Source organism: Brevundimonas nasdae, from assembly GCF_016654005.1.
In the GTDB taxonomy this organism is placed as follows: Bacteria; Pseudomonadota; Alphaproteobacteria; order Caulobacterales; family Caulobacteraceae; genus Brevundimonas; species Brevundimonas nasdae.
Map to the genome: position 1 here is coordinate 52888 of NZ_JAEPWN010000009.1, position 26761 is coordinate 79648.

At 66.2% G+C, this 26761-nt stretch carries 18 protein-coding genes; 6 read left to right on the forward strand and 12 right to left on the reverse strand.

The genetic code is table 11. The annotated features are described in order from the left end of the window. Positions 1-116: 116 nt before the first annotated feature. The 6 genes from JKF87_RS13625 to JKF87_RS13650 all read left to right on the forward strand — a co-directional run bounded on the left by JKF87_RS13625 (position 117) and on the right by JKF87_RS13650 (position 7384). Positions 117-1379, forward strand: a complete 1263-nt coding sequence (locus JKF87_RS13625) for a dicarboxylate/amino acid:cation symporter (protein ID WP_201100445.1) — start codon at positions 117-119, stop codon at positions 1377-1379. Positions 1380-1475: 96 nt separating this feature from the next. Beyond that, positions 1476-2003 (forward strand): RNA polymerase sigma factor, encoded by a 528-nt coding sequence (locus tag JKF87_RS13630; RefSeq protein WP_201100446.1) that lies wholly within the window; start codon positions 1476-1478, stop codon positions 2001-2003. Next, positions 2003-2974, forward strand: a complete 972-nt coding sequence (locus JKF87_RS13635) for a FecR family protein (RefSeq protein ID WP_201100447.1) — start codon at positions 2003-2005, stop codon at positions 2972-2974. The genes JKF87_RS13630 and JKF87_RS13635 overlap by 1 nt, the downstream gene beginning before the upstream one ends. Before the next feature lie 134 nt (positions 2975-3108). Beyond that, positions 3109-6033 (forward strand): TonB-dependent receptor, encoded by a 2925-nt coding sequence (locus JKF87_RS13640; protein WP_236261386.1) that lies wholly within the window; start codon positions 3109-3111, stop codon positions 6031-6033. A gap of 8 nt (positions 6034-6041) precedes the next feature. Beyond that, positions 6042-6650 carry a biliverdin-producing heme oxygenase gene (locus JKF87_RS13645; protein WP_201100448.1) on the forward strand — a complete coding sequence of 203 codons (609 nt, stop codon included), beginning with the start codon at positions 6042-6044 and terminating at the stop codon, positions 6648-6650. Next, positions 6647-7384 carry an energy transducer TonB gene (locus JKF87_RS13650; protein WP_201100449.1) on the forward strand — a complete coding sequence of 246 codons (738 nt, stop codon included), beginning with the start codon at positions 6647-6649 and terminating at the stop codon, positions 7382-7384. The genes JKF87_RS13645 and JKF87_RS13650 overlap by 4 nt, the downstream gene beginning before the upstream one ends. An 11-nt stretch (positions 7385-7395) precedes the next feature. Here JKF87_RS13650 and JKF87_RS13655 read toward each other — a convergent pair whose 3' ends face one another. The 12 genes from JKF87_RS13655 to JKF87_RS13710 form a co-directional block, all read right to left on the reverse strand. Then, entirely contained in the window at positions 7396-7554 is a 159-nt protein-coding gene (locus tag JKF87_RS13655; RefSeq protein WP_201100450.1) for a hypothetical protein, read from the reverse strand. A 73-nt stretch (positions 7555-7627) separates the two neighbouring features. Next, positions 7628-9016 (reverse strand): efflux transporter outer membrane subunit, encoded by a 1389-nt coding sequence (locus JKF87_RS13660; protein ID WP_201100451.1) that lies wholly within the window; start codon positions 9014-9016, stop codon positions 7628-7630. Continuing rightward, on the reverse strand, positions 9013-12201 hold the full coding sequence (locus tag JKF87_RS13665) for an efflux RND transporter permease subunit (RefSeq protein ID WP_201100452.1): 3189 nt from the start codon (positions 12199-12201) through the stop codon (positions 9013-9015). Before JKF87_RS13665 ends, JKF87_RS13660 begins: the two co-directional genes overlap by 4 nt. Further along, positions 12198-15314: an efflux RND transporter permease subunit gene (locus tag JKF87_RS13670; protein WP_201100453.1), complete on the reverse strand. Its 3117-nt coding sequence runs from the start codon at positions 15312-15314 to the stop codon at positions 12198-12200. Before JKF87_RS13670 ends, JKF87_RS13665 begins: the two co-directional genes overlap by 4 nt. A 4-nt stretch (positions 15315-15318) precedes the next feature. Then, on the reverse strand, positions 15319-16671 hold the full coding sequence (locus tag JKF87_RS13675) for an efflux RND transporter periplasmic adaptor subunit (RefSeq protein ID WP_201100454.1): 1353 nt from the start codon (positions 16669-16671) through the stop codon (positions 15319-15321). A gap of 250 nt (positions 16672-16921) precedes the next feature. Further along, positions 16922-18193, reverse strand: coding sequence for an O-acetylhomoserine aminocarboxypropyltransferase/cysteine synthase family protein (locus tag JKF87_RS13680; RefSeq protein ID WP_201100455.1), 1272 nt, complete (start codon positions 18191-18193; stop codon positions 16922-16924). A 127-nt stretch (positions 18194-18320) separates the two neighbouring features. Then, entirely contained in the window at positions 18321-19091 is a 771-nt protein-coding gene (locus tag JKF87_RS13685) for a 2,3-dihydro-2,3-dihydroxybenzoate dehydrogenase (RefSeq protein ID WP_201100456.1), read from the reverse strand. Next, a complete protein-coding gene (locus tag JKF87_RS13690; RefSeq protein WP_201100457.1) occupies positions 19088-22993 on the reverse strand; it encodes a non-ribosomal peptide synthetase in 3906 nt (1301 codons plus the stop codon). Before JKF87_RS13690 ends, JKF87_RS13685 begins: the two co-directional genes overlap by 4 nt. Before the next feature lie 3 nt (positions 22994-22996). Further along, on the reverse strand, positions 22997-23248 hold the full coding sequence (locus JKF87_RS13695; protein WP_201100458.1) for a phosphopantetheine-binding protein: 252 nt from the start codon (positions 23246-23248) through the stop codon (positions 22997-22999). Then, positions 23245-23892 (reverse strand): isochorismatase family protein, encoded by a 648-nt coding sequence (locus tag JKF87_RS13700; RefSeq protein WP_201100459.1) that lies wholly within the window; start codon positions 23890-23892, stop codon positions 23245-23247. The genes JKF87_RS13695 and JKF87_RS13700 overlap by 4 nt, the downstream gene beginning before the upstream one ends. Beyond that, positions 23889-25523: a (2,3-dihydroxybenzoyl)adenylate synthase gene (locus JKF87_RS13705; protein ID WP_201100460.1), complete on the reverse strand. Its 1635-nt coding sequence runs from the start codon at positions 25521-25523 to the stop codon at positions 23889-23891. Before JKF87_RS13705 ends, JKF87_RS13700 begins: the two co-directional genes overlap by 4 nt. Beyond that, entirely contained in the window at positions 25520-26722 is a 1203-nt protein-coding gene (locus JKF87_RS13710) for an isochorismate synthase (protein ID WP_307418072.1), read from the reverse strand. The genes JKF87_RS13705 and JKF87_RS13710 overlap by 4 nt, the downstream gene beginning before the upstream one ends. Between the last annotated feature and the right edge of the window lie 39 nt (positions 26723-26761).

Here is a 26761-nt window from a genome sequence, read left to right on the forward strand (position 1 = left end):
CCGCTGGCGAGGCGGAGGATTGCCGTTATTCATGTCGAATCTGTCGAGGGCGGCCCGGAATCATTGACCGACGATTAGGCGATGTGATCCCACGCTCAACTGGGGCGACTATCTGTATGAAACGTTCTTTTGCGTACCTCATCATCGGGGCGATGATCCTGGGGGTCCTCACCGGGTGGGGCCTGAACCATTTTCTTGACGCTGAGGGGGCGTCAAAGGCGGCCTCCAACCTCAACCTGATCACCGACGTCTTCCTGCGCCTGATCAAGATGATCATTGCGCCGCTGGTGTTCACCACTCTTGTCGCGGGCATCGCCCACATGGAGGACGCCGCCTCCGTCGGACGCATCGGCGTCAAGACGATGGCCTGGTTCATCTCGGCCTCCGCCGTTTCGCTGTTGCTGGGCCTGGTGATCGTTCAGATCCTGCAGCCGGGCGCCAACCTGCACCTGCCGGAAGCCGTCGTGGCCACCGCACCCGCCGCATCGACCGACGCCTTCTCGCTGCATGGCTTCATCACCCACCTGGTGCCGACGTCGATCTTTGACGCCATGGCGCGCAACGAAATCCTGCAGATCGTCGTCTTCGCCGTCTTCGTAGGCACCGCCGTCGCCGCGCTGGACGACAAGGCACCCGCCGTGATGCACCTGGTCGAACAGGCCGCCTCCATCATGCTGAAGGTGACCGAGTTCGTGATGAAGCTGGCCCCGCTGGCCATCTTCGGCGCCCTGGCCTCGACCATCGCCACCCAGGGCCTGGATATGCTGGGCACCTACGCCAAGTTCGTTCTGGGCTTCTATGGCGCCATGGCGACCCTGTGGGGCATCCTGTTCCTGGCCGGCGCCGTGGTGCTGGGCAAGCGCGTGATCCCGCTGTTCCGTACGATCCGCACGCCCGCCCTGCTGGCCTTCTCAACCGCCAGCTCGGAAGCCGCCTACCCCCGCATTCTGGACGCCCTGCCCAAGATCGGCGTGCGCAAACGCATCGTCAGCTTCGTCCTGCCGCTGGGCTACTCGTTCAATCTCGACGGCTCGATGCTGTACTGCACCTTCGCCACCATGTTCATCATGCAGGCGCACGGCGTGCACCTCAGCCTGTCACAGCAGATCTTCATGCTGCTGCTGTTGATGGTCACGTCCAAGGGGATCGCGGGCATTCCGCGCGCCTCGCTGGTCGTCATCATGGCCACCCTGACCTACTTCGGTCTGCCGGAAGCCTGGATCGCAATCGTGCTGGGCGTCGACCATCTGCTCGACATGGGCCGTTCCGCCACCAACGTCGTCGGCAACTCGGTCGCCGCCGCCGTGGTCGCCAAGTGGGAAGGCGAACTGGACCCCGAGGACGAAATCGAAGGCGCTGAACCCAAGACCATCGCCTGATCTGAACCAAAGGCGGCCTGACCGCGCGATCAGGCCGCCGATCCAGACCATAACGTGTTTGCGATTCACTCGCAGACACGGTATCGCGCATCGCGAATGTCCCCCCTCGATCTTTCACATCGCGCGGCCTTCTCTCAGCTGCTGGTGACCGAGCGCACGTCGCTGATGCGACTGGCCCGGCGGATCCTGGGCGACGCCAGTCTGGCGGAAGACATCACCCAGACCCTGTGGCTGAACATCCAGCGCATCGCCGATCCCGAGACGATCAAGGACAAGCGCGCCTATCTCTATCGGCTGATGCTGAACCTGACGTCGGATCAGATGAGGAAGCGGTCGCGCGGCGCTGCCCTGTTCGACGACCAGGCGGACGATATGCGGATGGCGGACGCCGCACCGACCACCGAAACCCGGATCATCGACCGGCAGCGGCTCAGCCTGTTGTCCGCCGCCATCGATGAACTGCCTCCGCGCTGTCGCGAGGTGTTTCTTTTGCGTCGAGTCGAGGGCCTGACGCCCGCGCAAGTTGCCGAACGACTGGGAATTACGACAAATGCGGTCGCGAAACACGTCCGTCATGCAATCAGCCATTGCCAGACGCGCCTGGCTGAGCAAGAGGCGTTGTGATGACATCCGTCACGACCTCAAAGCCCGACCGCGTGTCCCGCGCGGATCGCGAAGCTGCGCGCTGGGTTGCTGACCAGCAGAGCGGACTGCTGGATGACGCAGGCTCGGCGCATCTGGACGCCTGGCTGCAGAGCGCCGAGAACGCCGTCGCCTTCGAAAAGGCGCAGGCCCTCTGGTTGGAAATGGGCGAGGCCGCGGTTCGACCGGCGCCCCAAACCGCCCCTTCCCCTCGGCGTCGCCGTGCTTCACCTCGCGACGGTCGCCGCTCACGCGCGCCGCTCATAGCCACCGGCGTGGCGGCTGCTCTAGCCGTCGCTTTCGTCGCCCTGGATGGCCCCACGCGACTGCGCGCCGATGCCGTCACCCGCCCCGGCGAGCAAAGGACGCTGACGCTGGCGGACGGCTCCACCGTACGCCTGAACACCGACAGCGCCGTCCAGGTGGCCTATGCTCCCGACCGTCGCACCGTGCGCCTGCTGCGCGGGGAGGCCGCCTTCACTGTCGCCCCGAACCCGAACAGGCCCTTCACGGTTGAGGCGGGCGGCGGTTCCACCACGGCGCTCGGCACACGGTTCATTGTCCGGCGCGACGGCGTCCAGACCCGGGTATCAGTGACAGAACACGCGGTCAGGGTGGCGTCGAACCCTGCTTCGATTGTCGTGACGCAGGACCAGACCTCGACCTATGTTCCCCGTCAGGCGCCGTCGGCGCCGGTCGCGTCCTCCGTCGGCGTGGGCGCCTGGCAGGACGGCTGGCTGGTGTTCGATGACCAGCCCCTGTCTGCGGTCGTCAGCGAGATCGGACGCTATTCCACCCTGCCGATGACCGTCATCGGACGAAAGGCGCGCGATCGACGCGTCAGCGGCGCCTTCCGCATCGACCAACCCGACCAGACCGTGACACGTCTGGAACAGACCCTGGGCCTGCGCTCCACGCACCTGCTCGGCGGAGCCATCATCGTTCACGACTGAACGACGTTCTGAACTTTTTTCGAAGTCCACAGTCCCGGTTTCGCCGCATCGCACGTCTATCTTGCGAGAACCATTCTCATTCGCACCATGCGAACCCATATGGACTGGCGCAGTGCGCGCCATGAGAGGCGAAGTTGACCAAGGCGAGACACAATATCGGGGCCATGCGCCTCTTCCTGATGGCCACGACGGCTGTCGCTTCGGCGGCTGTGCTGGCGCCCCTGCCCGCAGCGGCTCAGGCTCAGCCCAGCTTTGACGTGCCGGCGGGTCCCCTGACTCCGGCCCTGATCCGTTTCGCCCAACAGGCCAATGTTGAGCTGGCCTATGACGCCAGCCTGACGCGCAACGCCTCCACGCGCGGTCTGCAGGGCCGTTACAGCGTGTCCGACGGCCTGTCGCGTTTGCTGGCCGGAAGCGGCGTGACCTACAGCCTGTCAGGCCGCGTCGTGACCCTGTCGGCCGCACCCGCGGTCGGAAACGCCATCGCACTTGGCCCCGTGCGGGTGCAGGGCGCGACCGAAGGCGGCGCCGGACGCCTGAGCGCCGACGGTTTCGACACGCACGGCGACCCGGCAGAAGCGCCATATCGTTCGGCAGACTCCAGCGCCTATATCGACCACGACACCATCGAACGTTTTCGGGGAACCTCGACCGCTGACGTCATCAAGGGTGTGGCGGGCGTGACAGCGGGCGATCCGCGCACCGCCAATGCTCTGGACGTGAACATCCGCGGCATCCAGGGTCAGAGCCGCGTGCCGGTCATCATTGATGGCGGCCAGTCCACGATGGACACCTATCGCGGCTATGCCGGTCAGTCGCAGCGCACCTATCTCGACCCCGACCTGATCTCCAACATCACCATCACCAAGGGCCCCAGCCTGCAGGCCAACGCGTCGGGCGGCATCGGCGGCGTGGTGGTCATGGAGACCCTGAAGGCCGACGACGTCCTGACCGAGGGTCACGATCTGGGCCTGCGCGTCCGCACCGGCGTGTCAGACGCCAGCGCACGCCGCCTGCCCGCCTACAGCGGCGTGCCGTCCAAGGACAGCGGCGACCTGACCCGCCCCGGCGGACAGTTCTTCAACATCGCAGCCGCAGGCCGTTGGGACAGGTTCGACCTGGTCGCCGCCTATGCCTGGCGCGATGTGGGCAACTATTTCTCGGGTCACCGGGGCTATAACGACTTCCCGCAAGGCCGCCGCGTCCTGGCCACGCTGAACCCCACGAACACCGAGGTCTTCAACACCTCGTCCCAGTCTGAATCCCTGCTGCTGAAAGGCACCTGGCGGATCACCGACGAGCAGACCCTGGAAGCCGGTTATCGCCGCTACAAGGGCGAGCAGGGCGAGATCATGGCCTCGCAGATCATCCGCGTTGATCGTGACCGCGTGCCGCAATGGGCGCTGGGGAACGTGGACATGGACGCCTACAATCTGCGCTATCGCTACAAGCCGCAGGGCAAGCTGGGCGACCTGGTCGATCTGAGAGCCAACGCCTGGTACACTCACTCCGACAGCCTGATGTACAACGGCCTGACCGGCATCACGCCCTGGTACTATGACCGCCGCACCGACTGGTGGGACGCGCCGTCCTTCAACACCGACCCCGGCTACAAGGACGCCTATCGCAACGAGCTGACGCAGGAGCGTTTCGGCGGGGACATCACCAACACCTCGCTGCTGTTCACCGATCTGGGCAAGTTCACCTTCGACTACGGCCTGTCGTTCAGCCACGAGGATGTCGGCCCCGGCCCGAACTCGCCGCTGATGCAGGACGACTTGGTCAACAACCGCTTCCTGCGCAGCGCGGTGCGCAAGGAATACAGCGTCGTCGCCTCGGCCAAATGGGAGCCGGACGAGCACTGGGAGCTGATGGTCGGCGGCCGCTACAACCACGTCGATGTGCGCGACCGTAATCGACTGGCGACCGTGTCCAAACGTGAAGCCGTCGGCAAATACCGCTCGATCCAGTTGCTCAGCGGCGACGCCAGCCTGCCAGCATGGCGCGCTACGCGCATCGCCTCGCTGAACTGGTACCCCGACGCCAATGGACAGTTCACCCAGGCGTCTCTGCTGGCCTCGCCCTACAAGCGCGGAACGGCTGCGGACATCACGGGCTGGAACTTCTACGACGCGGGCGCGATCAGCGACCTGATCGTTCCGACCGAATGGACATGGTCCGACCCGATCCGCCGCACGGACGACGCCTTCATGCCGACGGCCAGCGTCACCTATAGCTTCGACGAAGACACGCTGCTGTATGTGAAATACGCCGAGGGCGTGAAGCTGCCCAGCCTGTTCGAGACGACCCTGGGCCTGTTCACGGCGGCCAAGCCGGTCGGTGAACTGAAGCCGGAACGCGCCAAGACCTGGGAGGTCGGCGCCAGCACCATCCGTCGCGATCTGATCACCGGCGGCGACCGGGCGGGCTTCAAGCTGGCCTATTTCAACACGCGCATCGACGACCTGATCACGCGCGACTACCGCACCCTGTCGGCAGGCCTGATCCGCAACATCGACCAGTTCAAGGTGTCGGGCGTCGAGTTCCAGTCCAGCTATGACAACGGCGTCGTCTTCGGCGACCTGTCGGCCCACTATTATTTCGAGGCCAAGACCTGCGCGCCCGACATCGCCGCTGAACGCCGCGAATATGGCGAGGAGTGGGACATCGACGGGCTGAAAAACACGCCCAACTGCGTCGATGGCGGTTTCGAAGGCTCCTACACCAACACCCAGAACCCGCCGCGATACAATATCAACCTGACGCTGGGCGCCCGGCTGTTCGATGATCGCCTGACCATCGGCGGACGCGCCGTTCATAACGCCGGCCCGATCAGCAAGCTGGATCAGGAATGGAACGTCGGCCTGTCGGCGATCCAGCAACTGTACAAGGAGGCGACCATCTATGACGCCTTCGCCAGCCTGAAGGTCACAGAGCAGACCAAGCTCGACCTCAACATCGACAATGTGATGGACGAATACTACCTCGACCCGCTTGCGTTGGGCGTCATGCCCGCGCCGGGCCGCACCGTCCGTCTCGCCCTGACCTACCGCTACTGAGACTGATGATGACCCCGCTCGAAACCAGCCGCGCCAAACGGCTCAAATCCTCCAGCAACGGCGTGCACGAAGGTCTGGACAACGCTATCATGGCCGCCAAGCCCTTCAGCAGCCGCGACACCTATGCCGAGTTCCTGCGGATTCAGCAGTTGTTCCACCGCGACATCGCCGCCCTGTACGAGACGCCTGAACTGACGGCTCTGGTGCCGGACCTGCTGGAGCGTCGCCGTATCAATGAGGTGCTGACCGATCTCGCTGATCTTGGCGCGGAACCTGCGCCTGCAGACGGCCCGCCCCGCTTTGTCGCGGGCGAGCCGGTGGACGTGCCGACCGCGCTGGGCTGGCTGTACGTGGCCGAGGGCTCGAACCTGGGCGCCGCCTTTCTGATCAAGGCGGCGGCGGCTCTGGGTCTGTCGGCCGAGTTCGGCGCCCGCCATCTGGCCGCCTCGCCTGAGGGCCGCGCCAACCACTGGCGCAGCTTCACCGCCGCCCTCGACGCACCCGAAATGACCGAGGAAGAGGAGGCCCGCGTCCAGGCCGGGACCGCCGCCGCCTTCGCACGCGTTCGCGGTCTGGTGGATGTCGGCTTCAAGACCAGGACCGCAGACGCCGCATGACGACCGTTCTCCCGCGCGTCGCGGTCCAGGGTCACGTCGGGGTCGAAAGACCTCGACGCGGGCCCGGTCGTGCGCGCGGGATGATCGCCCTTGGCGGCGCCCTCGCCCTCCACGCCGCCCCGCTGCTGTTCCTGATCAACTTCGTGTCCCACGCGCCGATCCCGCTGGAGGAGCCGCCGGTGATCGCCGTTGAGTTGATCCGCAACAACGCCGCCCCGCCCCGGCCGCCGTCCGAACAGGTTGAAGGCCCCAAACAGGTTCAGGCGGCCGCCAGCCGCGCCGCCCCGCAACAGATCCATCCCCGCATTCAGGCGGACGCGCCCGAGGCCCTGGCCGTCCCCGTGACGCCGCCCGCGCCGCGCCCCGCACAGAACCAGACACCCGCGCCAGAAACGACCGCGCCCGTCGCCCGTCCCGCCCCGCCTGCCCCGCGCGCATCGACGGCGCCCCAGGACTGGCGCGCACGCCTTCTGGCGCATCTGGACACCAAGAAACGCTATCCGCCCGCCGCCCAGCGCCTGCGTCAGGAAGGCGTCGCCTATGTCCGGTTCACCATGGATCGGTCAGGCCGCGTCCTGTCCTCACGCATAGACCGCAGTTCAGGCCGTCCGCTGCTGGACCGCGAAGCCCTTGCCATGCTGGACCGCGCGCAACCCCTGCCCCCGCCACCCGACGATGTGCCCGGCGCGACGCTGGAGCTGGTTACGCCGGTGGAGTTCTTCCTGCCCCGCTAGGCAGGGCCGCATCACGCTCTGCGGGCCAGTCCGTCCAGCCTCAGCGCCAGACTGGCCAGGGCCTCATAGATGGCGGCCAACTCGACATAGGCCTCAGCGATTTCGACCGTCGGCGCGGCGAAGGAGCGGCTGAGCCAGATCGCCGCCAGTTCCCTGTACTGTTCTCCCATGAGGCATCTGTCCCATTGTGAAGCTTAGGACAAAACACTCGCAATAGTTGTGCCTGATTGCTAGTCTGAATGATCAGTCGCCCTGATCGTTGCGCCAGCCACCGCCGATGGACTGGATCAAGGCCACCGCTGTCGTCTGGCGATTGACGGCGCCCTGCAGCAGGGCTCGGCGCGCCGTCAGAGCCGTCGCCTGGGCTGTCGCCACATCCGTATAGGCCACCGTCCCGGCCCGGTACTGGTTCAGGATCATGGCTTCGGTCTGGTCCGCAGCCTGAGACGCCGTCTGGAGTTCGGCATACTGACGGCGCAGCACATCCGTGGCGGTCAGCTGGTTCTCCACGTCCTGAAACGCCGTCAGCACCGTCTGGCGATAGGCGGCGACAGAGGCGTCATAGCTGGCTCGGGCCTGCTCCACCGCCGCGCCTCGCGCCCCGGCGTCGAACAGGGTTTCGGCCAATCCGAGGCCCAACGACCAGATGTTGGTCGAACTGGCGAACAGATCGCCAAGGTTCGACGTCGTCTGACCATACGATCCCGTCAGCGACAGATTCGGGAAGAAGGCTGCCTGCTGCACCCCGATGCGGGCGTTGGCCGCGGCGACCGCACGCTCTGCGGATGCGATGTCGGGACGGCGCTCCAGCAAGGTCGAGGGCACGCCCACCGGCACCTCGGGAATGATCGGCGTCCACTGCGCAGGGGCCAGGGTGAAGCTGCTGGCCGGTTCACCGACCAACACCGCAATGGCGTTCTCATAGGTGGCGCGGTTCCGCTCCAACCCGATACGCGTCGACCGTGCATTGGCCAGCGTCGTCTCGGCCTGCAGCACGTCGGTGCGTGGCGCGATGCCCGCTTCGTAGCGGTTCCGGGTGATCTGCAACGCCCGCTCATAGCCGGTGATCGTCTGATCCAGCAGGGCCGTCTCGGCATCGGCCTCGCGCAGGTTCAGGTAGTTGGCGGCCAGTTCGCCCTGGATCGACAGATGGGCATTGGCCAGGTCGGCGGCGCTGGCCTGGGCCGTGGCGTCGTTCGCCTCGACCGAGCGACGGATGCGGCCCCAGAAGTCCGGCTCCCACGTCGCGCCGATCCCGACCTGATAGTTCTTGTTGTCGTTCAAAGTCGTCGTTTTTGACTGCGCGCCCGATCCGTTCAACGACACGGTGGGAAACAGGCCTGCCCGTGTCTCGCGTGTCAGGGCGCGGGCCTGACGATAGGCGGCCTCGGCGGCGGCGATGGTCTGGTTTGCGGTTTCGGCGCGGGCGGCCAAGCTGTTCAGGGTGTCGTCCCCGAACAGGGTCCACCAGTCGCCGCGCGCCAGAGCGTCGGAGGGCTGGGCCGTTCGCCAGCCGTCCGGCGCCTTGAACGCTGTGGCGGTCGGGGCCGTCGGCGTCACATAGTCGGGCCCGACGGCGCAGGCCGAAGTCATCAGAACGGCGGTCAGGAGAAGAGGGGCGAACGGTCTCATGCGGGTGAAGACTCCGTATCGATGCCACGCGCCAGAGCGCGCTCGTCGCCCCGCTTTCTCCGCAGCTTGTCGAGATAGACATAAACCACCGGCGTGGTGATCAGGGTCAGCAACTGGCTGGCGATCAGGCCGCCGATGATGGTGATGCCCAAGGGGCGACGCAGTTCCGCCCCCTCTCCAAATCCAATCGCCAGCGGCAGCACGCCCAACCCAGCGGCCAGAGTCGTCATCAGTATGGGCCGGAACCGCAGCAGCGAAGCCTCGCGCACCGCCTCGACTGCCGAGAGGCCGCGCGACCGCTGGGCGTCCAGCGCGAAGTCGATGATCAGGATGGCGTTCTTCTTGACGATGCCCAGCAGCAGAAAGACTCCGATCAGGGCGATGATCGAGAACTCCATCCCGAACAGCATCAGCGCCAGCACCGCCCCCACCCCCGCCGCGGGCAGGGTCGACAGGACGGTGATCGGATGGACGGTGCTTTCGTACAGGATGCCCAGCACCAGATAGATGGCGACCAGGGCAGCCAGGATCAGCATGGGCTGTTCCTGGTTCTGCTGCTGCGCCTGCGCCGCCTGCCCGGCGAAACTGCCGCGCACATTGATCGGCATCCCCAGCGAAGCCGCCGCATCCGTCACGATCGCCTGCCCTTGGGACAAAGACACCCCTTCCGCCAGATTGAACGAGACGGTCGTGGCCAATTCTCCGTTCTGGTGATTGACCGACGTAGCGGCGGGGCGTTCAGCCGCGCTGGCGACCACGGCCAGAGGCGTCAGCGGTGTCGTGGTGGTGACCAGGGCCGATCCGGTCGATGGGTCTCTCAGCGCCGGATTGATCAGGCCACCGGCGCCTGCGCCGCCGGCCGGTGACGTGGGCACCTGCACATCGGCCAAGGCCTCGGGGCCTTTGGCGAACTGCGGCATCCATTCCATGATGACCGAATACTGGTTGATGTCCTGATAGATGGTCGCGACCTGACGCTGGCCGAATGAATCATACAGGCTGTTGTCGATATCGCGGGGCGAGACGCCCATGCGCGCCGCCGTGTCGTGGTCGATGGTCAGGTATGTCTCGACGCCGTTCTGAGCCAGATCACTGTCCACGTCGGTCAGTTCCGGGCGGGTCTTCAACTCGTCCTCCAGCTTCTGGCCCCAGGTTCGCAGGTCTGCGCTGGAATCGCTGATCAGGGTGTACTGATAGGTGGAGTTGGACGAACGCCCGCCCATCCGCAGGTCCTGCACCGGGTTCAGGAAAACGCTCAGCCCTTCGACCCGCCCCAGCTTGGGCCGCAAACGGGCGATGACGGCGGCGCTCTTTTCGCCGTTACGCTGATCCAACGGCTTCAGATTGACGAACATGAAGGCGCCGCCCGCCCGCGCCCCGCCTGTAAACCCGACCACCGTATCCACTGCCGGGTCGGCGTGGATGATGTCCACGACGCGTTTCAGCTTGGCGGACATGGCCTGGAACGACACGCTTTGGTCCGCGCGCACGCCTGCCATCAACTGCCCGTTGTCCTGCTGGGGGAAGAAGCCCTTGGGCACCACCACATACAGATAGGCCGTCAGGCCGATCACCGCCGCGAGCGACAGCACGACAATCGGCTTGGACTGCAGCGCCCAGTCCAGGCACCAGGAATAGGCGTTCTGGATCCTGGAGAAGGCCGCCTCGAACGCTCGCCCGATCCGTCCTTCACGGTGCCCATGCGGACGCGGCTTCAGCAGATAGGCGCACATCATCGGCGTCAAGGTCAGGGAGATGACCAGCGAGATCATCACCGCCGCCGACAGGGTGACCGCAAACTCGCGGAACAGCCGCCCCGTCTGCCCGCCCATGAACAGCAGCGGGATGAACACCGCCACCAGGGATATGCTGATCGACAGGACGGTGAAGCCGACCTCGCGCGCGCCCAGCAGAGCCGCCTTGAACCGCTCCATCCCCGCCTCGATGTGGCGCTGGGTGTTCTCCAACACCACTATGGCGTCATCGACGACAAAGCCCGTCGCCACCGTGATCGCCATCAGGCTGAGATTGTTCAGCGAAAAGCCCAGCAGATACATGACCCCAAACGTGCCCAGCAGGGACACGATGGTCGCCACGGTCGGAATGAAGGTCGCGCGCGCGCTGCGCAGGAAGGCCGAAACCACCAGCACCACCAGGATCAGCGACACCACCAGCGTCAGTTCGATCTCATGCAGAGAGGCGCGGATCGAGTTGGTCCGGTCGGACGCGACCTGAATCTTGATGTCGCTGGGCAGTTGCGCCTGAAGCTCCGGCACCACGGCCCGCACCCCGTCCACGGTGCTGATGATATTGGCGCCCGGCTGACTGGAGATCAGGACAATGATAGCGGGCTTGCCATTGAACAGACCCAGGGTCCGGGTGTCCGCCACCCCGTCGGTCACTGACGCCACGTCGGCCAACCGCACCCCTGCATTGTTGCGCCAGGCGACGATCAAGCTGGCGTAGTCGGCGGCGCTCTTGCCCGCCGCGTCGGTGTAGATCTGGAAGCGCTGTCCCTCCCCTTCGACAGCGCCCTTTGGCCGGTCGGCGTTGGCGGCCTGGATGGCGGCGCGGACATCTTCCAGGCTGATGCCATAGGTGTTCAGGGCGAACGGATTGACCTGCACCCGCACGGCCGGCAGCGAACCGCCGCCGATCTCGACCTCGCCCACGCCCTCGACCTGGGCCACGCGCTGACTGACGATGTTGGACACCGCGTCATAGATCTGGCCCGGCGTCTTGGTGTCCGAGGTCAGGGCCATGATGATGACCGGCGCGCTGGACGGGTTGGACTTGGTGTAGGTCGGGTTGCTGCGCAGGGTCGTGGGCAAGTCTGCACGCGCGGCGTTTATGGCGGCCTGAACCTCACGTGCGGCGCCGTCGATGTTGCGGTTCAGGTTGAACTGCAGATTGATGCGCGTTGATCCGGTTGAACTTTGTGACGTCATTTCGTTGACGTCAGAGATCACGCCCAGCCGCCGCTCTAACGGCGTGGCCACACTGGAGGCCATGGTGTCGGGACTGGCGCCCGGCAGCCGCGCCTGCACCGAGATCGCCGGATAGTCGACCTGCGGCAGGGGCGCGACCGGCAGGACGAAGAAGGCGGCGATCCCCGCCAACGCAATGCCGACGCTCAGCAGCACGGTCGCAATGGGTCGCCGGATGAAGGGTTCGGACAGGTTCACAGAACCGGCTCCGGCTCAGCGTCCGACTGCGCTGCATCACCCCGCTCCGGCCGACGCTTCGCGGGCGCCAACCGGTCAAAGGCCAGATAGATCACCGGCGTGGTGAACACCGTCAGAAGCTGACTGACCAGCAGGCCGCCGAAGATGGCGATGCCCAGCGGACGCCGCAGTTCCGATCCCTCGCCAAAGCCCAGCATCAGCGGAACCGCCGACAGCAGGGCCGCAAAGGTCGTCATCATGATCGGTCGGAACCGCAGCACCGCAGCCTGGAAGATGGCGTCGTGCGCCGACTTACCCTCGTTGCGTTCAGCCGCGATGGCGAAGTCGATCATCATGATCGCGTTCTTCTTCACGATACCGATCAGCAGGATCAGGCCGATGATGCCGATGACGCCCAGATCATTGCCGGTGATCCACAGGGCGAACAGCGCCCCCACCCCCGCCGACGGCAGGGTCGACAGGATCGTCAGCGGGTGGACATAGCTCTCATACAGAACCCCCAGCACGATATAGACGCAGACCACCGCCGCCAGGATCAGCCAAAGCTGGTTCGACAGCGAGGTCTGGAACGACCCCGCTGCCCCCAGGAAGGTGGTGGTGACGCTGGCCGGGGCCTTCACGCTCTTGACCGCCTCCTGCACCTGACTGACGGCTGCGCCCAGTGACACGCCGGGCGCAGCGTCAAAGCCGATGGTCGCCGCCGGGAACTGGGCCACGCGAGTGATCTGGGTCGGGGCGTCCTTTTCGGTGATGGAGGCGAAGGCGCTGAGCGGGGTCGCCCCGCCTGTCGCCTGCAGGTTCAACTGCCCCAGCGACTGCGGCGTGGTCAGTATGCCGGGATCGGCCTCCAGAATGACGCGGTACTGGTTGGTCTCGGTGAAGATGGTCGAGACGATCCGCTGGCCGAAGGCGCTGTAAAGGGCGTCGTCCACCTGCGCCGCCGTGATCGACAGCCGCGCCGCCGAGTCCCGATCGATCGAGACCTGGGCCGCAGGCGTGGTTGCGGCCACATCATTGTAGATGTTGCGAAGCTTCGGCTGTTTGGCCATCGCAGCCGAGATCTTGTCGGCCCATTCGTTGACGTTCTGGGTGCTGGCGCCCTCGACCGCCAGCCGATACTGGGTCGGCCCTGTTTCGGTGTCGATGGTCAGGTCCTGCGTCGGCTGGAGATACAGGGTCAGGCCCGCAATCTGATCCACTTCGGACTTCAGCCGGTCCATGATCGCCTGCTGCGAGCCGGTCGTGCGGTTGGTCTTCAGATTGATGGTCATCAGGCCGATGTTCAGGGCGGCGCTGTTGGCCCCGTCGACGCCGACCGACGAACTCAGGGATTCAACATCCGGGTCGGCCAGAACCACCTTGGCCGCCTGTTGCTGCAGTTGGCTCATCCGCTCGAAAGAAACAGAGCTTGTCGCCTGCACCCGCGCCATCAGCTGGCCGGTATCCTGCGTCGGGAACAGCCCCTTGGGGATCACAACGAACAACAGGCAGGTCAGCGCCAGGGTGCCGACCGCGACCAGCAGGGTCAGGACCTGACGCCCCAGCACCCAGACCAGGGCCTTTTCATAATGGCCTTCCAGCCATTCGAACGCCTTCTGAGCCCGCGCGCCGATCCCCTTGTTTCCAACCTCGGGATGGGTCTTCAGCAGACGCGCCGACAGCATCGGCGTCAGCGTCAGCGACACCACCGCCGAGATCAGTATGGTGATGGCCAGAGTGACCGCGAACTCACGGAACAGCCGCCCGACCACGTCCCCCATGAACAGCAGCGGGATGAGCACCGCCACCAGCGACACCGTCAGGGATATGATGGTGAAGCCGATCTCGCTGGCGCCCTTCAGCGCCGCCTCCATCGGCTTCATGCCCTTTTCGAGATAGCGGGATATGTTCTCGATCATGACGATGGCGTCATCGACGACGAAGCCGGTCGCGATGGTCAGCGCCATCAGGCTGAGGTTGTTCAGGCTGTAGCCCAGCAGATACATGGCCCCGCACGACCCGATCAGAGAGATGGGCACCGCCAGACTGGCGATCAGCGTGGCCCGCAGGCTGTGCACGAACAGGAAGATCACCAGCACCACGCCGATGATGGCCAGCACCAGCTCCATCTCGACATGATGGACCGAGGACCGGATGCCGGTCGTCCGGTCGGTCAGCACCGTCATCTGCAGTGACGCGGGCAGTTGCGCCTGAAGCTCCGGCAGGCGCTGCTTAATCGCATCCACTGTCGAGATCACGTTTGCACCCGGCTGACGCTGCACGCTCAGCAGGATCGCGGGCTTGTCGTTGGCCCAGGCGGCGAGCCGCGAGTTTTCGGCCCCGTTCACCACCTTGGCCACATCGCTCAGCCGCACAGGCGCGCCGTTGCGATAGGTGACGATCAGGTTCTCATAGTCCGCGACAGTCAGCAGCTGATCATTGGCGTTGATCGTATAGGACCGCGTCGGGCCGTCGAAACTGCCCTTGGCGCCATTGGCGTTCGCGTTGTCGATGGCGGTGCGCATGGCGTCCAGCGTGATGCCGTAAGAGGCCAGCCGCTGCACATCGGCCTGAATGCGGATCGCCGGCTTCTGTCCCCCGCTCAGAGTCACCAGACCGACGCCTGATGTCTGGCTGATCTTCTGCGCCAGCCGCGTGTTGACCAGGTTCTGCACCTCCGTCAGCGGCAGGGTGTCAGAGGTTATGGCGATGGTCAGGACCGGCGCATCCGCCGGGTTGATCTTGGCGTAGATCGGCGGCGCTGGCAGGTCGGCGGGCAACAGGGCGCTGGCGGCGTTGATCGCGGCCTGAACCTCCTGCTCCGACACGTCCAGCGTCTCGGACAGGCCGAACTGCAGGGTGATGACCGACGCGCCCGACGAACTGATCGAGGTCATCCGGTCCAGCCCGGCCATCTGGCCCAACTGTTTCTCCAGCGGCGCGGTGACCGTCTGGCTCATCACCTCGGGACTGGCGCCCGGATACAGGGTCTGGACCTGGATCGTGGGATAATCGACCTCCGGCAGGGCCGACAGCGGCAGCAGGCGGAACCCCACCAGTCCCGCCAGCACGATGGCCAGCATGAACAGCGAGGTGGCGACCGGCCGTTGGATAAACGGACGCGAGGGACTCATCGGATCAGCGTCCCTGGCCTTGAGCCTGTCCTGCGTTCTGGCCCGTATTCTGGCCTGCGTTCTGACCCAGATTCTGGTCCGGCTTCTGGCCCTGACCTCGCCCGGGTCCCTGGCCCCGCCCCTGGCCCCGCCCCTGACCGGCGCCCTGGCCGTGCGGACGGGCCTGCCCCGCCACCGTGACAAGCGCGCCCTGCGTCAGGCGGTCTCCGCCTTCCGTAATGACCTTCTCTCCTGCTTTGAGGCCGGAGGTGACGACCACCGTGGTCGTGGTGGCCGGACCGGTCACCACAGGGCGTTGCGAAACCTTGCTGTCGTCGCCGACAATCCAGACGAAGGAGGCGTTCGTGTTCTGCCGCACAGCCGTGGACGGCACTGTGACGGCGTCCTTCAGCGTATCCAGCGTCATGCGGATGTTGACGAACTGGCTGGGGAACAGCGCGCCCGACACGTTGGGGAACCGCGCCTTGCCCTTCACCGTGCCGGTCGTGCCGTCGATCTGGTTGTTCAGGGTGGAGAAGACGCCGGTGTCCAGCGTCTGCGTCCGCGTCGTATCCAGCGCCAGAACCTGCAGACGCTCGCCGGAATAGGCCCGCTGCTGGATCGGTCCGATCTGCGCCTGGGGCACGGTGAACTCGATGTCGATCGGGGTGACGGTCGTGATGACCGCGATGCCGCCCGCATCGCCCGCCGCGATATAGTTGCCGGCATCCACGACCCGCAGGCCGATCCGGCCGCTGGCGGGCGCCACGATGCGCGCGAAACCGAGATTGAGCTGCGCCGCCTGCACCGCACCGCGATTGGCGGTGACGGCGCCATCCAACTGCTGCACCAGGGCGCGCTGAGTGTCGACCTGCTGAACGGCGATCGAATCCTGCTGCTGCAGGGTTTCATAGCGGGTCAGGGTCACGCGCGCCGACGCCAGTTGCGCCTGGTTCTGCTGAAGCTGGCCCTGGGCCTGTGTCAAAGTCGCCTGGAAGGGGCGCGGGTCGATCTGGGCCAGAACCTGTCCCTTCTGGACCATCTGGCCTTCGCTGAAATAGACATTGGCCAACACGCCCGACACCTGAGGGCGCACCGTCACGGTCGCCGCGGGCGTCACCGTGCCCAGCGCGTCCAGCGTGACCGGGACGTCGGCGGTGGCGGCCGTGGCCACGCCGACGGTGGTCGCCGCCGCCCTTCGGCCGCCGCCTGGACCGCCAGGGCCGCCTGCACCCGGCGCCGTCTCGGTTCCCAGAGATCGCACGACAACCAGGGCCAGTGCCGTCACCACGATGGCCGCGACGACCCCGCCGATGATCTTCTGGCGTCGGGTCAGACGCCGCATCCGCGAAGGCGTCGAAGAAGGCTCTGGGCTCATGGCATCCGCTCTACGTCCCGACCGGCCGCCGCCGATCCATGCGCGTAATGCTTAAGTCAGCGGATTGAGCCATTCCGTCGCACCCCGCGACAGAAAAAACCTTCATTTTCAGAACACCGGTCCATGCAGACTGGTTTGAATGCCCGCCCGCGACGCCGGAGCGAGCACCTGCAATCTCAAAATATCGTCTTTGAATTCAGCAGCTAGAAACAGGACGACCCGCCCGACCGGGTCGTCCTGTCAGGGCGCGTCAGACCGCCGCCAGCGCCTGTTCCAGATCGGCGATCAGATCGTCGATATGTTCGATGCCGACCGACAGACGCACCGTGTCCTCGGTCACGCCCGCCTTGGCCAATTCCTCCGGCGACAACTGCCGGTGGGTGGTCGAGGCCGGGTGACAGACCAGCGACTTGGCGTCGCCGATGTTGACCAGACGCGTGAACAACTGGACCGCATCCTGGAAGCGCCCGCCCGCCTCGCGTCCTCCTTCAACGCCGAAGGTCAGCAGGCCGGACGCCTTGCCGCCGAAATATTTCTGGATCAGGGCGTGGCCGGGATGATCGGCCAGACCGGCGTAGTTGACCCATTTCACCTTCGGATGCGCCTTCAGCCATTTGGCGATGGCGGTGGCGTTCTCCACATGGCGATCCATCCGCAGGGCCAGAGTCTCAAGACCCTGCAGGATCAGGAAGCTGTTGAACGGCGAAATGGCCGCGCCGGTGTTTCGCAACAGCACCGTGCGCACCCGCCCGATGAAGGCTGCGGGGCCCAGCGCCTCGGTATAGACCACGCCGTGATAGCTGACTTCCGGCTCGTTCAGACGCCGGAACCGCGCCTTGTGCTCGGCCCACGGGAAGTTGCCGCTGTCCACAATGGCCCCGCCGATCGAGGTGCCGTGACCGCCAATGTATTTGGTCAGCGAATGGATCACGATGTCCGCCCCATGCTCGATGGGGCGCGTCAGATAGGGTGTCGGCACGGTGTTATCGACGATCAACGGCAGGCCCTGCGCGTGCGCCGCCTGAGCCAACGCGCCGAAGTCCACGACATTGCCCAGCGGATTGCCGATGGACTCGCAGAAGACCGCCTTGGTCCGCTCATCCGTGTTGGCGGCGATGGCGTCCACGTCGGCCGCGTCGATGAAGCGGACGGTGATGCCGTACTGCGGCAGGGTGTGGGCGAACAGATTGTAGGTGCCGCCGTACAGGGCCGAGGTGGCGATGATGTTGTCGCCGGCCTCTGCAATCGTCAGGATCGCATAGGTGATGGCCGCCTGGCCCGAGGCCACCGTCAGAGCCGCAATGCCGCCCTCCAGCGCCGCGATCCGTTGTTCCAGCACGTCCGAGGTCGGGTTCATGATGCGGGTGTAGATATTACCCGCCACCTTCAGATCGAACAGGTCGGCGCCATGCTGGGTGTCGTCAAACGCATAGCTGGTCGTCTGATAAATCGGCACGGCCACCGCCCGCGTCGTCGGGTCAGGCTTATAGCCAGCGTGCAGGGCAAGCGTGTCGAACTTCATGGCGTTTCCCGTCAGGTTCGGCGCACTTGCGCCTGTTAAGGCTAGGGAAATAACAAAGTTCGGGACGGAAGAGCATTTCAGATTTTCTGTCGTGCAGGATCAGGTTTCCTGCTGCCCTCCCAAGCCTTCACCCCCGCAAGGTGGCGCCCCCGTCGACATAGAGGTCCGTCATGGTGATATGACCCGCGCGGTCAGACAGCAGGAAGATCACTGCCTCGGCCACGTCTTCGGGCGTCGCCAGCTTGGCCAGCGGGATGCCCGCCTTGAAGGTTTGCGGCGATCCCGCGATCACCCGCGCGGCGCCGTTTTCATCTGCCCACATGCCCGTCTGCATCGGCGTCAGGGTCGAGCCCGGGGCGACGATGTTGCAGCGGACGCCCATCGGCGCCAGCTCCAGTCCCAGGCAGCGGGTGAACATGGTCGCCGCCGCCTTTGACGCCGCATAGGCGGCCATGGCGTGGCGCGGAACGCCTGCGGCGTTCGAACTGACGGTGACGAAGGCGCCCTGCCCTCTGGGCCCCATGCGGCGCGCGGCCTCTCGCCCCAGATGGAAGACCCCGTCGGTGTTGACCGCGAAGACTCGCCGCCATTCCGCATCCTCGGTCTGGTCCACGGTGACGTTGGACAGGACGCCTGCGACGCTGGCGATCAGGTCGATTGGGCCCCACTCCGCCTCGACCCGATCAAACAGGGCGGTGACGGCGGCGCTGTCAGACACATCCAGCGGCTCGGCGCGCACGGCGCCGTCCCGAGCCAAGGCCGTCAGGGCGTCGGACGGCAAGTCGGCGGCGACGACCCGTGCCCCCTCCTCAACCAGTTGCCGCACCACCGCCGCGCCGATGCCGCCAGCGGCGCCGGTGACCAGGGCGATGCGTCCGGCAAGACCAGAGGGTTTCATTTCACAGTCTCCTCGGCGGCGCTCATCCGCGCGGACAGGGCGGGACCAATCAAGGCGCTGGCCGCCGGTCCTGTCAGTTGGGGGTGCAGGAAGGGAACTTCGAACACGTCCAGTTCAGCCGCATAGGCCAGCCAAAGCTCCGGCTTCAACGGCTTGCCCTGATGGTCCAGCCCCGCGCGGACATGGGTGGTGATCCCGCCAAAGGCCTGGTGATGATGCTGGCGGACCAGTCGGTTGGTGTCGAGCACCACGCGGATCACCCCGTCCAGCGCCGCTTCGGGCAGGTTGCCCAATGCGCTGTCGCCCGCCTTCAGGAAGTCAATGATGGCGGCGCGGCTGCGCAGGTCCGGGTAGGCTTCGGGATCATAACCCGCGATGGCCAGCAGCGAACGCAGGGCGTCGATTTCGTCCGGTTCAGGCTCGGCGCGCCAGCAGTCGGCGGGGTAGGAATCCAGCATGGCCATCAGGCCGACCGAATGCCCCCTCGTCTCCAGCTCGACCGCCGCCGCCTGGGCGATGATGCCGCCGACAGACCAGCCCGCCAGGTGGATTGGACCGGATGCGCCCGCCGCCAGAATCCGCTCGGCATAAAGCGCACCGAGCGCAGCGATGCTGTCCGGCAAGGGATTGGCCGGATCCAGCGCCGGGGACTGTACGCCCCAGACCGTGCGGCGCGGCGACAGGCTGCGCGCCAGCGTCCGATACCCCCAGGCCAGTCCGCCCGCCGGGTGGATCAGGAACAGCGGCGGCAGGGACGGATCCCCCTCCGCCAGCCGGATCAGCGGCCCCAGGCCGTTGTCGACGCCCTGCCCTTCCGCATCAATCAGGGCCGCCAGTTCCGCCACGCGCGGATGATCGAACAGGGCGCCCAGCCCCGGATCACGACCAAAGGCCTCGCGCACCAGGATCAGCAGATGGACAGCAAGCAGAGAGTCGCCGCCTAGGCTGAAGAAGTCATCGTCCGCACTGACCGGCTCGGCGCGGCCCAGCGCATCGGCATACAGGGCCGCCAGCATACGCTCGGTCGGGGTTTCAGCCGCCCGTCCAGCGACGGTTTCGAACGCGGGCGCAGGCAGGGCCTTGCGATCCAGCTTGCCGTTCGCCGTCACTGGCAGAGCGTCCAGCGCGACGATGGCGCCAGGGACCATGTACTCCGGCAGCCGCGCCCCCAGACGCGCCTTCAGGACGGTGGGATCATAGGCCGCCCCCGGCACGACATAGGCGGCCAGACGCCGCTCTCCCGGACGATCCTCGCGCGCCAGAACCACCGTCTCGCGCACCAGACCGGAGGCGATGATTGCGGCTTCAATCTCGCCCAATTCAATGCGCAAGCCGCGTATCTTCACCTGATGGTCGCTGCGCCCCAGAAAGACCACGGCCCCATCTGCACGGCGACGCGCCACATCGCCCGTGCGATACAGCCGCTGCCCCGGACAGTGCGGATCAGCAATGAACCGATCCGCCGTCAGGTCAGGCCGGTTCAGATAGCCCCGCGCCAGTTGCACGCCGCCCAGATGCAGATGCCCGCTCATGCCCGGCGCGACAGGCCGCAGCCGCTCGTCCAGAACCAGCAATCGCGTGTTCCACACCGGCCATCCGATCGGCACCGGCTGCGACGCATCATCGGCGCTGGCAGGCCAGTAGCTGACATCGACGGCGGCCTCGGTCGGTCCGTACAGATTGTGCAGTTCAGCCTTCACCGTCTGGTGGAAACGATCGCGCAAATCGGCGGGCAACTCCTCGCCGCTGCAGAAGACATGCGTCGTCTCAATCCCCTTCGACGCCGGGTCGGCGAGGAAGGCCGACAGCATCGACGGCACGAAATGCAGGTCGGTGATGGCATGGCGGCGGATCAAGGCGGCGATGGCTGACGGATCACGGTGCGCGCCGGGCGGCGCCACGACCAGTTCTCCGCCCGAGATCAGGGCGAGGAAGAACTCCCAGACAGACACGTCGAACGTCGCGGGCGTCTTCTGCAGGATGCGGCTGTGCGGCCCGATCCCGTACTGATCCTGCATCCACAACAGGCGATTGACGATGGCGCGGTGCTCGACCAGCACGCCCTTCGGCTCGCCCGTCGAACCCGAGGTGTAGATGACATAGGCGGCATTCTGGGGGGCGGCGTCATCGCCATCCGAGACGTCCGATGGCGCATCACCTGTCTGGGGCCAATCGACGGGGCGCAGCAGATGCGAACCAAAGGCCGCGCCCAGATCGTGATGGGACAGGACCACTGTCGGCTGGGCCATCTGAACAATAGTGGCGATCCGATCCAGCGGGTGATCCAGATCGAGCGGCAGATAGGCCCCGCCCGCGCGCAGGATCGCCACCAGCCCCACCACCAGCTCCAGCGAACGCGGCAGGGCGACGGCCACCAAGCTTTCGCGCCCCACGCCTCGCGCGCGCAACACAGCCGCCAGCGACGCCGTGCGCCGGTCCAGCTCCGCATAGGTCAGGGCGTGGTCGCCGAAGGTGACGGCGGGCGCATCCGGCATCGCCGCCATCGCCTGTTCCAGCAGGGCCGTCAGGGTGACGTCGGGAACCGGGTGGGCCGTGGCGTTGAAGGCCTCCAATTCGCGCTGCGTCTCCTGCGGTGTCGCAATGGGAACCTGAGCCAGGGCTTCCGCATCCAGCGCAGCCGCGATGAAGGCGGCCAGCCGCTCGCCATGGGCGGCGGTCTCTTCGGCGGAATAGAGGTCGGGGTTGGCGTCCACCTCCAGCGTCAGATCGGGCGTCGCGTCGCCCCGGAAGGTGAAGCTGATGTCGTCAACCGGCCCCGTGCCGAGGATGTGCAGGGTCGCCTCCAGCCCCTCGAAACGCGGCGGCTGTGCGAACGGCAGGACATTGATCAACGGCCCGTACAGGCGCCTCGCCCCGCCGATCAGGCCCAGATCGCGTCGCAACTGTTCGCTGCGGTAACGGCCATGACGCCGCGCCTTGATCAGGGCCTTGGAGGCGTCAATCAGTTGCACGTCCAAAGGCGCGTCTTCGTCCAGCGTCAGGCGCAGCGGCAGGACGTTCATCACCATGGCCGGAACACGCGCCGAGGCGCTGCCCATCCGCGCCATGTGGGGCACGCCGATCACGGCGTCCTCGACACCGGCGAACCGGCGCACATAGGCCGCGCCCAGCACCGTTACGACATCGGGCCACGACAGGCGCCCGGCGTTGGCCCGTGCCTTCAGACAGGCGGTCACCTGGGGCGGCAGAACCCGTTCGGCGCGGTGAAAACTGTGAGCGGTGACCGCCTTGCCGGGCGCCAGGGTCGCAACTTCGGGCGCATCGCCCATGACTTCGCGCCAGTAGGCGGCGTCGGCGACGCGCTTGTCCGATGTGCGATAGGCGGCGTCTTCGCCCCAGACGTTCGACAGGGGCGCAAACCCCGGCCCCACGGCAGGCCCGCCCCTGCCCGCATTGTAGATTTCCGCCACCCGGTTCGCCAGCAGGCCCATGCCAAAGCCATCCGTCGCCAGATGGTGCACCCGCAGGCTCCACAGGAACCGCTGCGGCCCGACGACGAACAGCAGATTGGCGGCCAGAGGATCACGGGTCAGGTCGACCGGCGTGTCATGGTCCCGCTGCATGGCGGCCAAGGCCTCGGCCAGCGGATCGGCCGCGCCCGACACATCGATGATCTTCAGCAACGGACGATGCGACGGGTCCAACGCCTGACTGACTTCGCCGTCCTGGTCGCGAAAACGGACGGACAGGATCTCGGCCTCGACCGCCATCTGGTCCACGGCGACGCGGAAGGCGTCGATGTCCAGCGGCCCGCGAAAATCGACATAGTGGGCCGTGTTGAAGATCGGGTTGGCGGGATCCAGGCGCTGGGCGAACCACAGGCCCGACTGGGCTTCCGTCAGCGGCATCCAGGCCGTTACAGCCGCGCGTCCGTCATCCATGGATCAGGCCTCGATCCCGTGCGCCTTCTGGCGCGCCTGCACCACACCCCACCATCCGGCCAGGGTCACGTGCTCGGCCAGTTCGCTGAACTCCAGCGGCACGCTCTCGCTCCACAGCAGGGACAGGTTCAGGGCCCGCAGCGAATCCACGCCTAGGTCCATCAGATTGTCGTCATCGGCGATGGCGTCCGGCGTCTCGTGCAGCACAGCGGCGATATCGGCGCGCATCCGCTCAAGGGTCAGGGGGTTGCTCATGTCAGTCGTTCCAGAACGCGCCGCGTCGACAGGGCGACGGCGCAAGTCGCGGCGGCCCATTGAACCGCCGCCATGTGTTTCTCGCGCGAAAAGTCGCCCAGGGCGTCCGCGACAAAAAAGGGTTCGATGTCGCGCTGAAACGCCTCACCCGCCGTCAGCTGGCAACCAATATGGGCATAGACGCCGCAGACGATCAGTTGATCGCGCGCCCGCGCCCGCATCAACGTCTCCAGATTGCTGCGCTGGAAGGCGCTGTAGCGATGTTTGACCAGCACGAAGTCTGATGGGGTCGGCGCCAGTTCGGGCAGGATGTCCTGATGTTCGGGCGCGCGGCTCATGCCCGGTCCCCAAAGATCAGCCTGCAGCCCGCGGTCGCGACGATCCTGGTCTCCTTGCTGGGCCGTGTAAAAGACCGGAACGCTCGCCGCCCGCGCCGCCTCGATCAGGCGGGCGATGTTGGCGACCAGACCTGTCAGAGGCTCAGCATCCGCTGCATAGGGCCGCATGAAATACCGCTGCATGTCATGCACCAGCAGGGCCGCGCGCTTGGGCTCCAGCGTCCAGGGCGCACGCGACGCCGGGATTTCATCTTCGGTCGGCAGGTCATAGGCGGGCACGGTCGGCAGGCCGGGCTTTACGGTCATGCTGTTTCTCCCTTGGCCGCGTCCAGCAGCCGCTGGCGCAGGGCGGCGCGCAGCTCGCGACGGCTGATCTTGCCCACGGCGGTGATGGCGAAGTCCTCGACGAAGACGATCTGGTCCGGCACCTTGAACTCGGCGATGTCGCGTTTGCGCATCCAGGCCTTGATCTCGACGCCGCGCGGCGCAGGGCCGTTCGGAATGATGAAGGCGCAGGTGCGTTCGCCCAGATAGTCGTCGGGCGTGGAGACCACCGCCGCGTCGAACACCGCCGGGTGGGCCAGCAGGTGATCCTCGACCTCTTCGGCTGAAATCTTCTCGCCCGCACGGTTGATGTGGTCGGTGGCTCGGCCCATCACGACCAGATAGCCCTGTGGGGTCTGGCGCACGACATCGCCGGTGCGATAGAAGCCGTCGTCGGTGAAGGACCGCGCGTTGGCCGCATCGTCATTGTGATAGGCCCGGATCGTATAGGGGCCGCGCGTCAGCAGATTGCCGATCTCGCCTTCGGCCACCGGCACGTCCTGATCGTCGACGATCCGCACCTCGTCATCCGGGCTGATCGGACGGCCCTGCGTCTCCACGATCAGGTGCTCGGGATCATCCAGACGGGTGTAGTTGACCAGCCCCTCGGCCATGCCGAACACCTGCTGCAGGGTGCAGTTCAGCTCGCGCCGGACGCGGCGGGCGGCTTCGGGCAGGAACTTGGCCCCTCCGACCAGCAGCACCTGAAGGCTGGAGATGTCATGCGCCGTATTGGCCGCCGCCTGCATCCACAACAGGGCCAGCGGCGGCACCAGACCCGTGATCGTCACACCCTCGCGGGCGATCAACGGGAAACAGACATCCGGCGATGGCGAGGGCGCCATCACCACCGTTGCGCCGACACAGATGGCGCCCAGATAGCCCGGCGAACTCATGGGGAAATTATGGGCGGCAGGCAGGGTCGTTAGATAGACGCTGTCGGCGCTCAGCCCGCTGATCACCGCACTGTCGCGCACGCTGTACAGATAGTCGTCGTGAGTGCGCGGGATAAGTTTGGACAGGCCCGTCGATCCGCCGGAAATCTGCAGGAAGGCCACCTGCGACGGATCGGCGTCGGTCGTCGGCAGCAAAGACAGATCGGCGCGGAAGCTGTCAAAGGCGACAAACTCCTCAGCCTCGCCCACCACCACGACGTGGCGCACGGCAGGGACCTCGGCCTGAACCTGACGGGCCAGGGCGCGATAGTCGAAGCCGTCGCGACGATCGGCGACGACATAGGCCGCCGCCTCGGACTTTCTGGCGAAATGGACGATCTCGGTCAGGCGATGCGCCGGCAGGGCGTAAACAGGGATCAGTTGCGCGCGGAACAGGCCGAAGACGACGCTGAGAAACTCCGCCAGATTCGGCAGTTGCACCACCACCCGGTCGCCGGGCTTCAAGCCCAGAGCCAGGAACCCCGCCGCCGCCGTCTCGGCCCGTTCAAGCAGTTCGGCATAGGTCCAGCGCGCGCCCTCGCCCACCACCGCCAGCCTGTCGGGGTGGTCCGCCGCGCAGTTGCGCAGCAGGTCCGAGAAGGTCTCGCCCCGCCAATAGCCCTTTTCGCTATAAAGTGCGGCCAGATCGTCGGGCCAGACCTGTTGAAGCGGGATCATGCTGCGGCCTCGTCAACGCCCAGGGCGCGCAGAACCGCCTGGAACTTGCCGGATGTTTCGTCGGCTTCGGCTTCCGGGTCAGAGCCTTCGACAATACCCGCCCCGGCATAGAGCCGCGCGGTGTCGCCCGCGACTTCGGCGCATCGCAGCGAGACGTGCCAGGCGCCGTCGCCGACCGCATTGGTCCAACCCACGGCCCCGGCGTAGAAGCCCCGATCATAGCCTTCCAACTGCTGGATCAGTTCGACCGCACGCTCACGCGGCGCGCCCGCCACCGCCGGGGTCGGATGCAGCACGGCGGCCAGTTCAGCCGAAGACACTCGGTCGGGATGCCGCAGCCGCCCCTCAATCCGCGTGCCCAGGTGCCACATGGTGCGGGTCGAGACCAAGGCTGGTCCCGGCGGCGCGCGCAGTTCGCTGCAATAGGGCGTCAGCGCATCCAGAATGGCCTCGACCACGGCGGCGTGTTCGCGACGATCCTTGTCCGACCGCAGCAGGGCCTTTGACGCCGCCTCATCCTCGGCCAGATCGGGACTGCGCCGCGCCGACCCCGCCAGCGGATAGGACAGGATGCGCGCGCCCTGTTTGGAGATCAGCAGTTCCGGCGAGGCGCCGACCAGACGCCGCATAGCGCCGCCTGCATCCTGGCCCAGCGGCGTGATGAACCGCGCTGCCGACGGGTCCGCCTTCAGCGCCAACCACAGGTCGAACGGATCAATCCGCCCATCGGCCGTCAGCTTCAGACTGCGCGACAGCACAACCTTCTCCAGCGGAGATTCGGCGCTCGCCCGCCGAATCTCCGCCAGGGCTCCAGCCACAGCCGCACGATAAGCCGCACGGTCGGGCTGGGGCTCCATGCGCCAGTTCAACCGCTTGGGGGCGGAAGATTGAACGGGCCAGGGACGATTGGCCGCACGCTGCGGCAAGAACAGACAGTCATCGGCGTTGCGGTCAAACGGCAGGGCGCCGACCAGCAGGCGCGGGGCAGGTTCGCCCGACACGGCGTCACCCGCCAAGGCGTCGAAGAAGACCTGCACCCGCTCGCCCAACGTCGCCGCTGGGCCTGGTTTCAGGCGCTTTTCCAGCCCTGTCGTGAACAGCTTCAGCTCCGGCGTGGAAATGCCGAAGGCCCAGTTCATCTGCTGCTCAGCCGACGCCTGCGGCGCATCCGATAGGCCGCCGCCGATCTGAACTGGCACATCAGGGACTTTCCAAAGCTGAGCGGCGGTCATGACTCT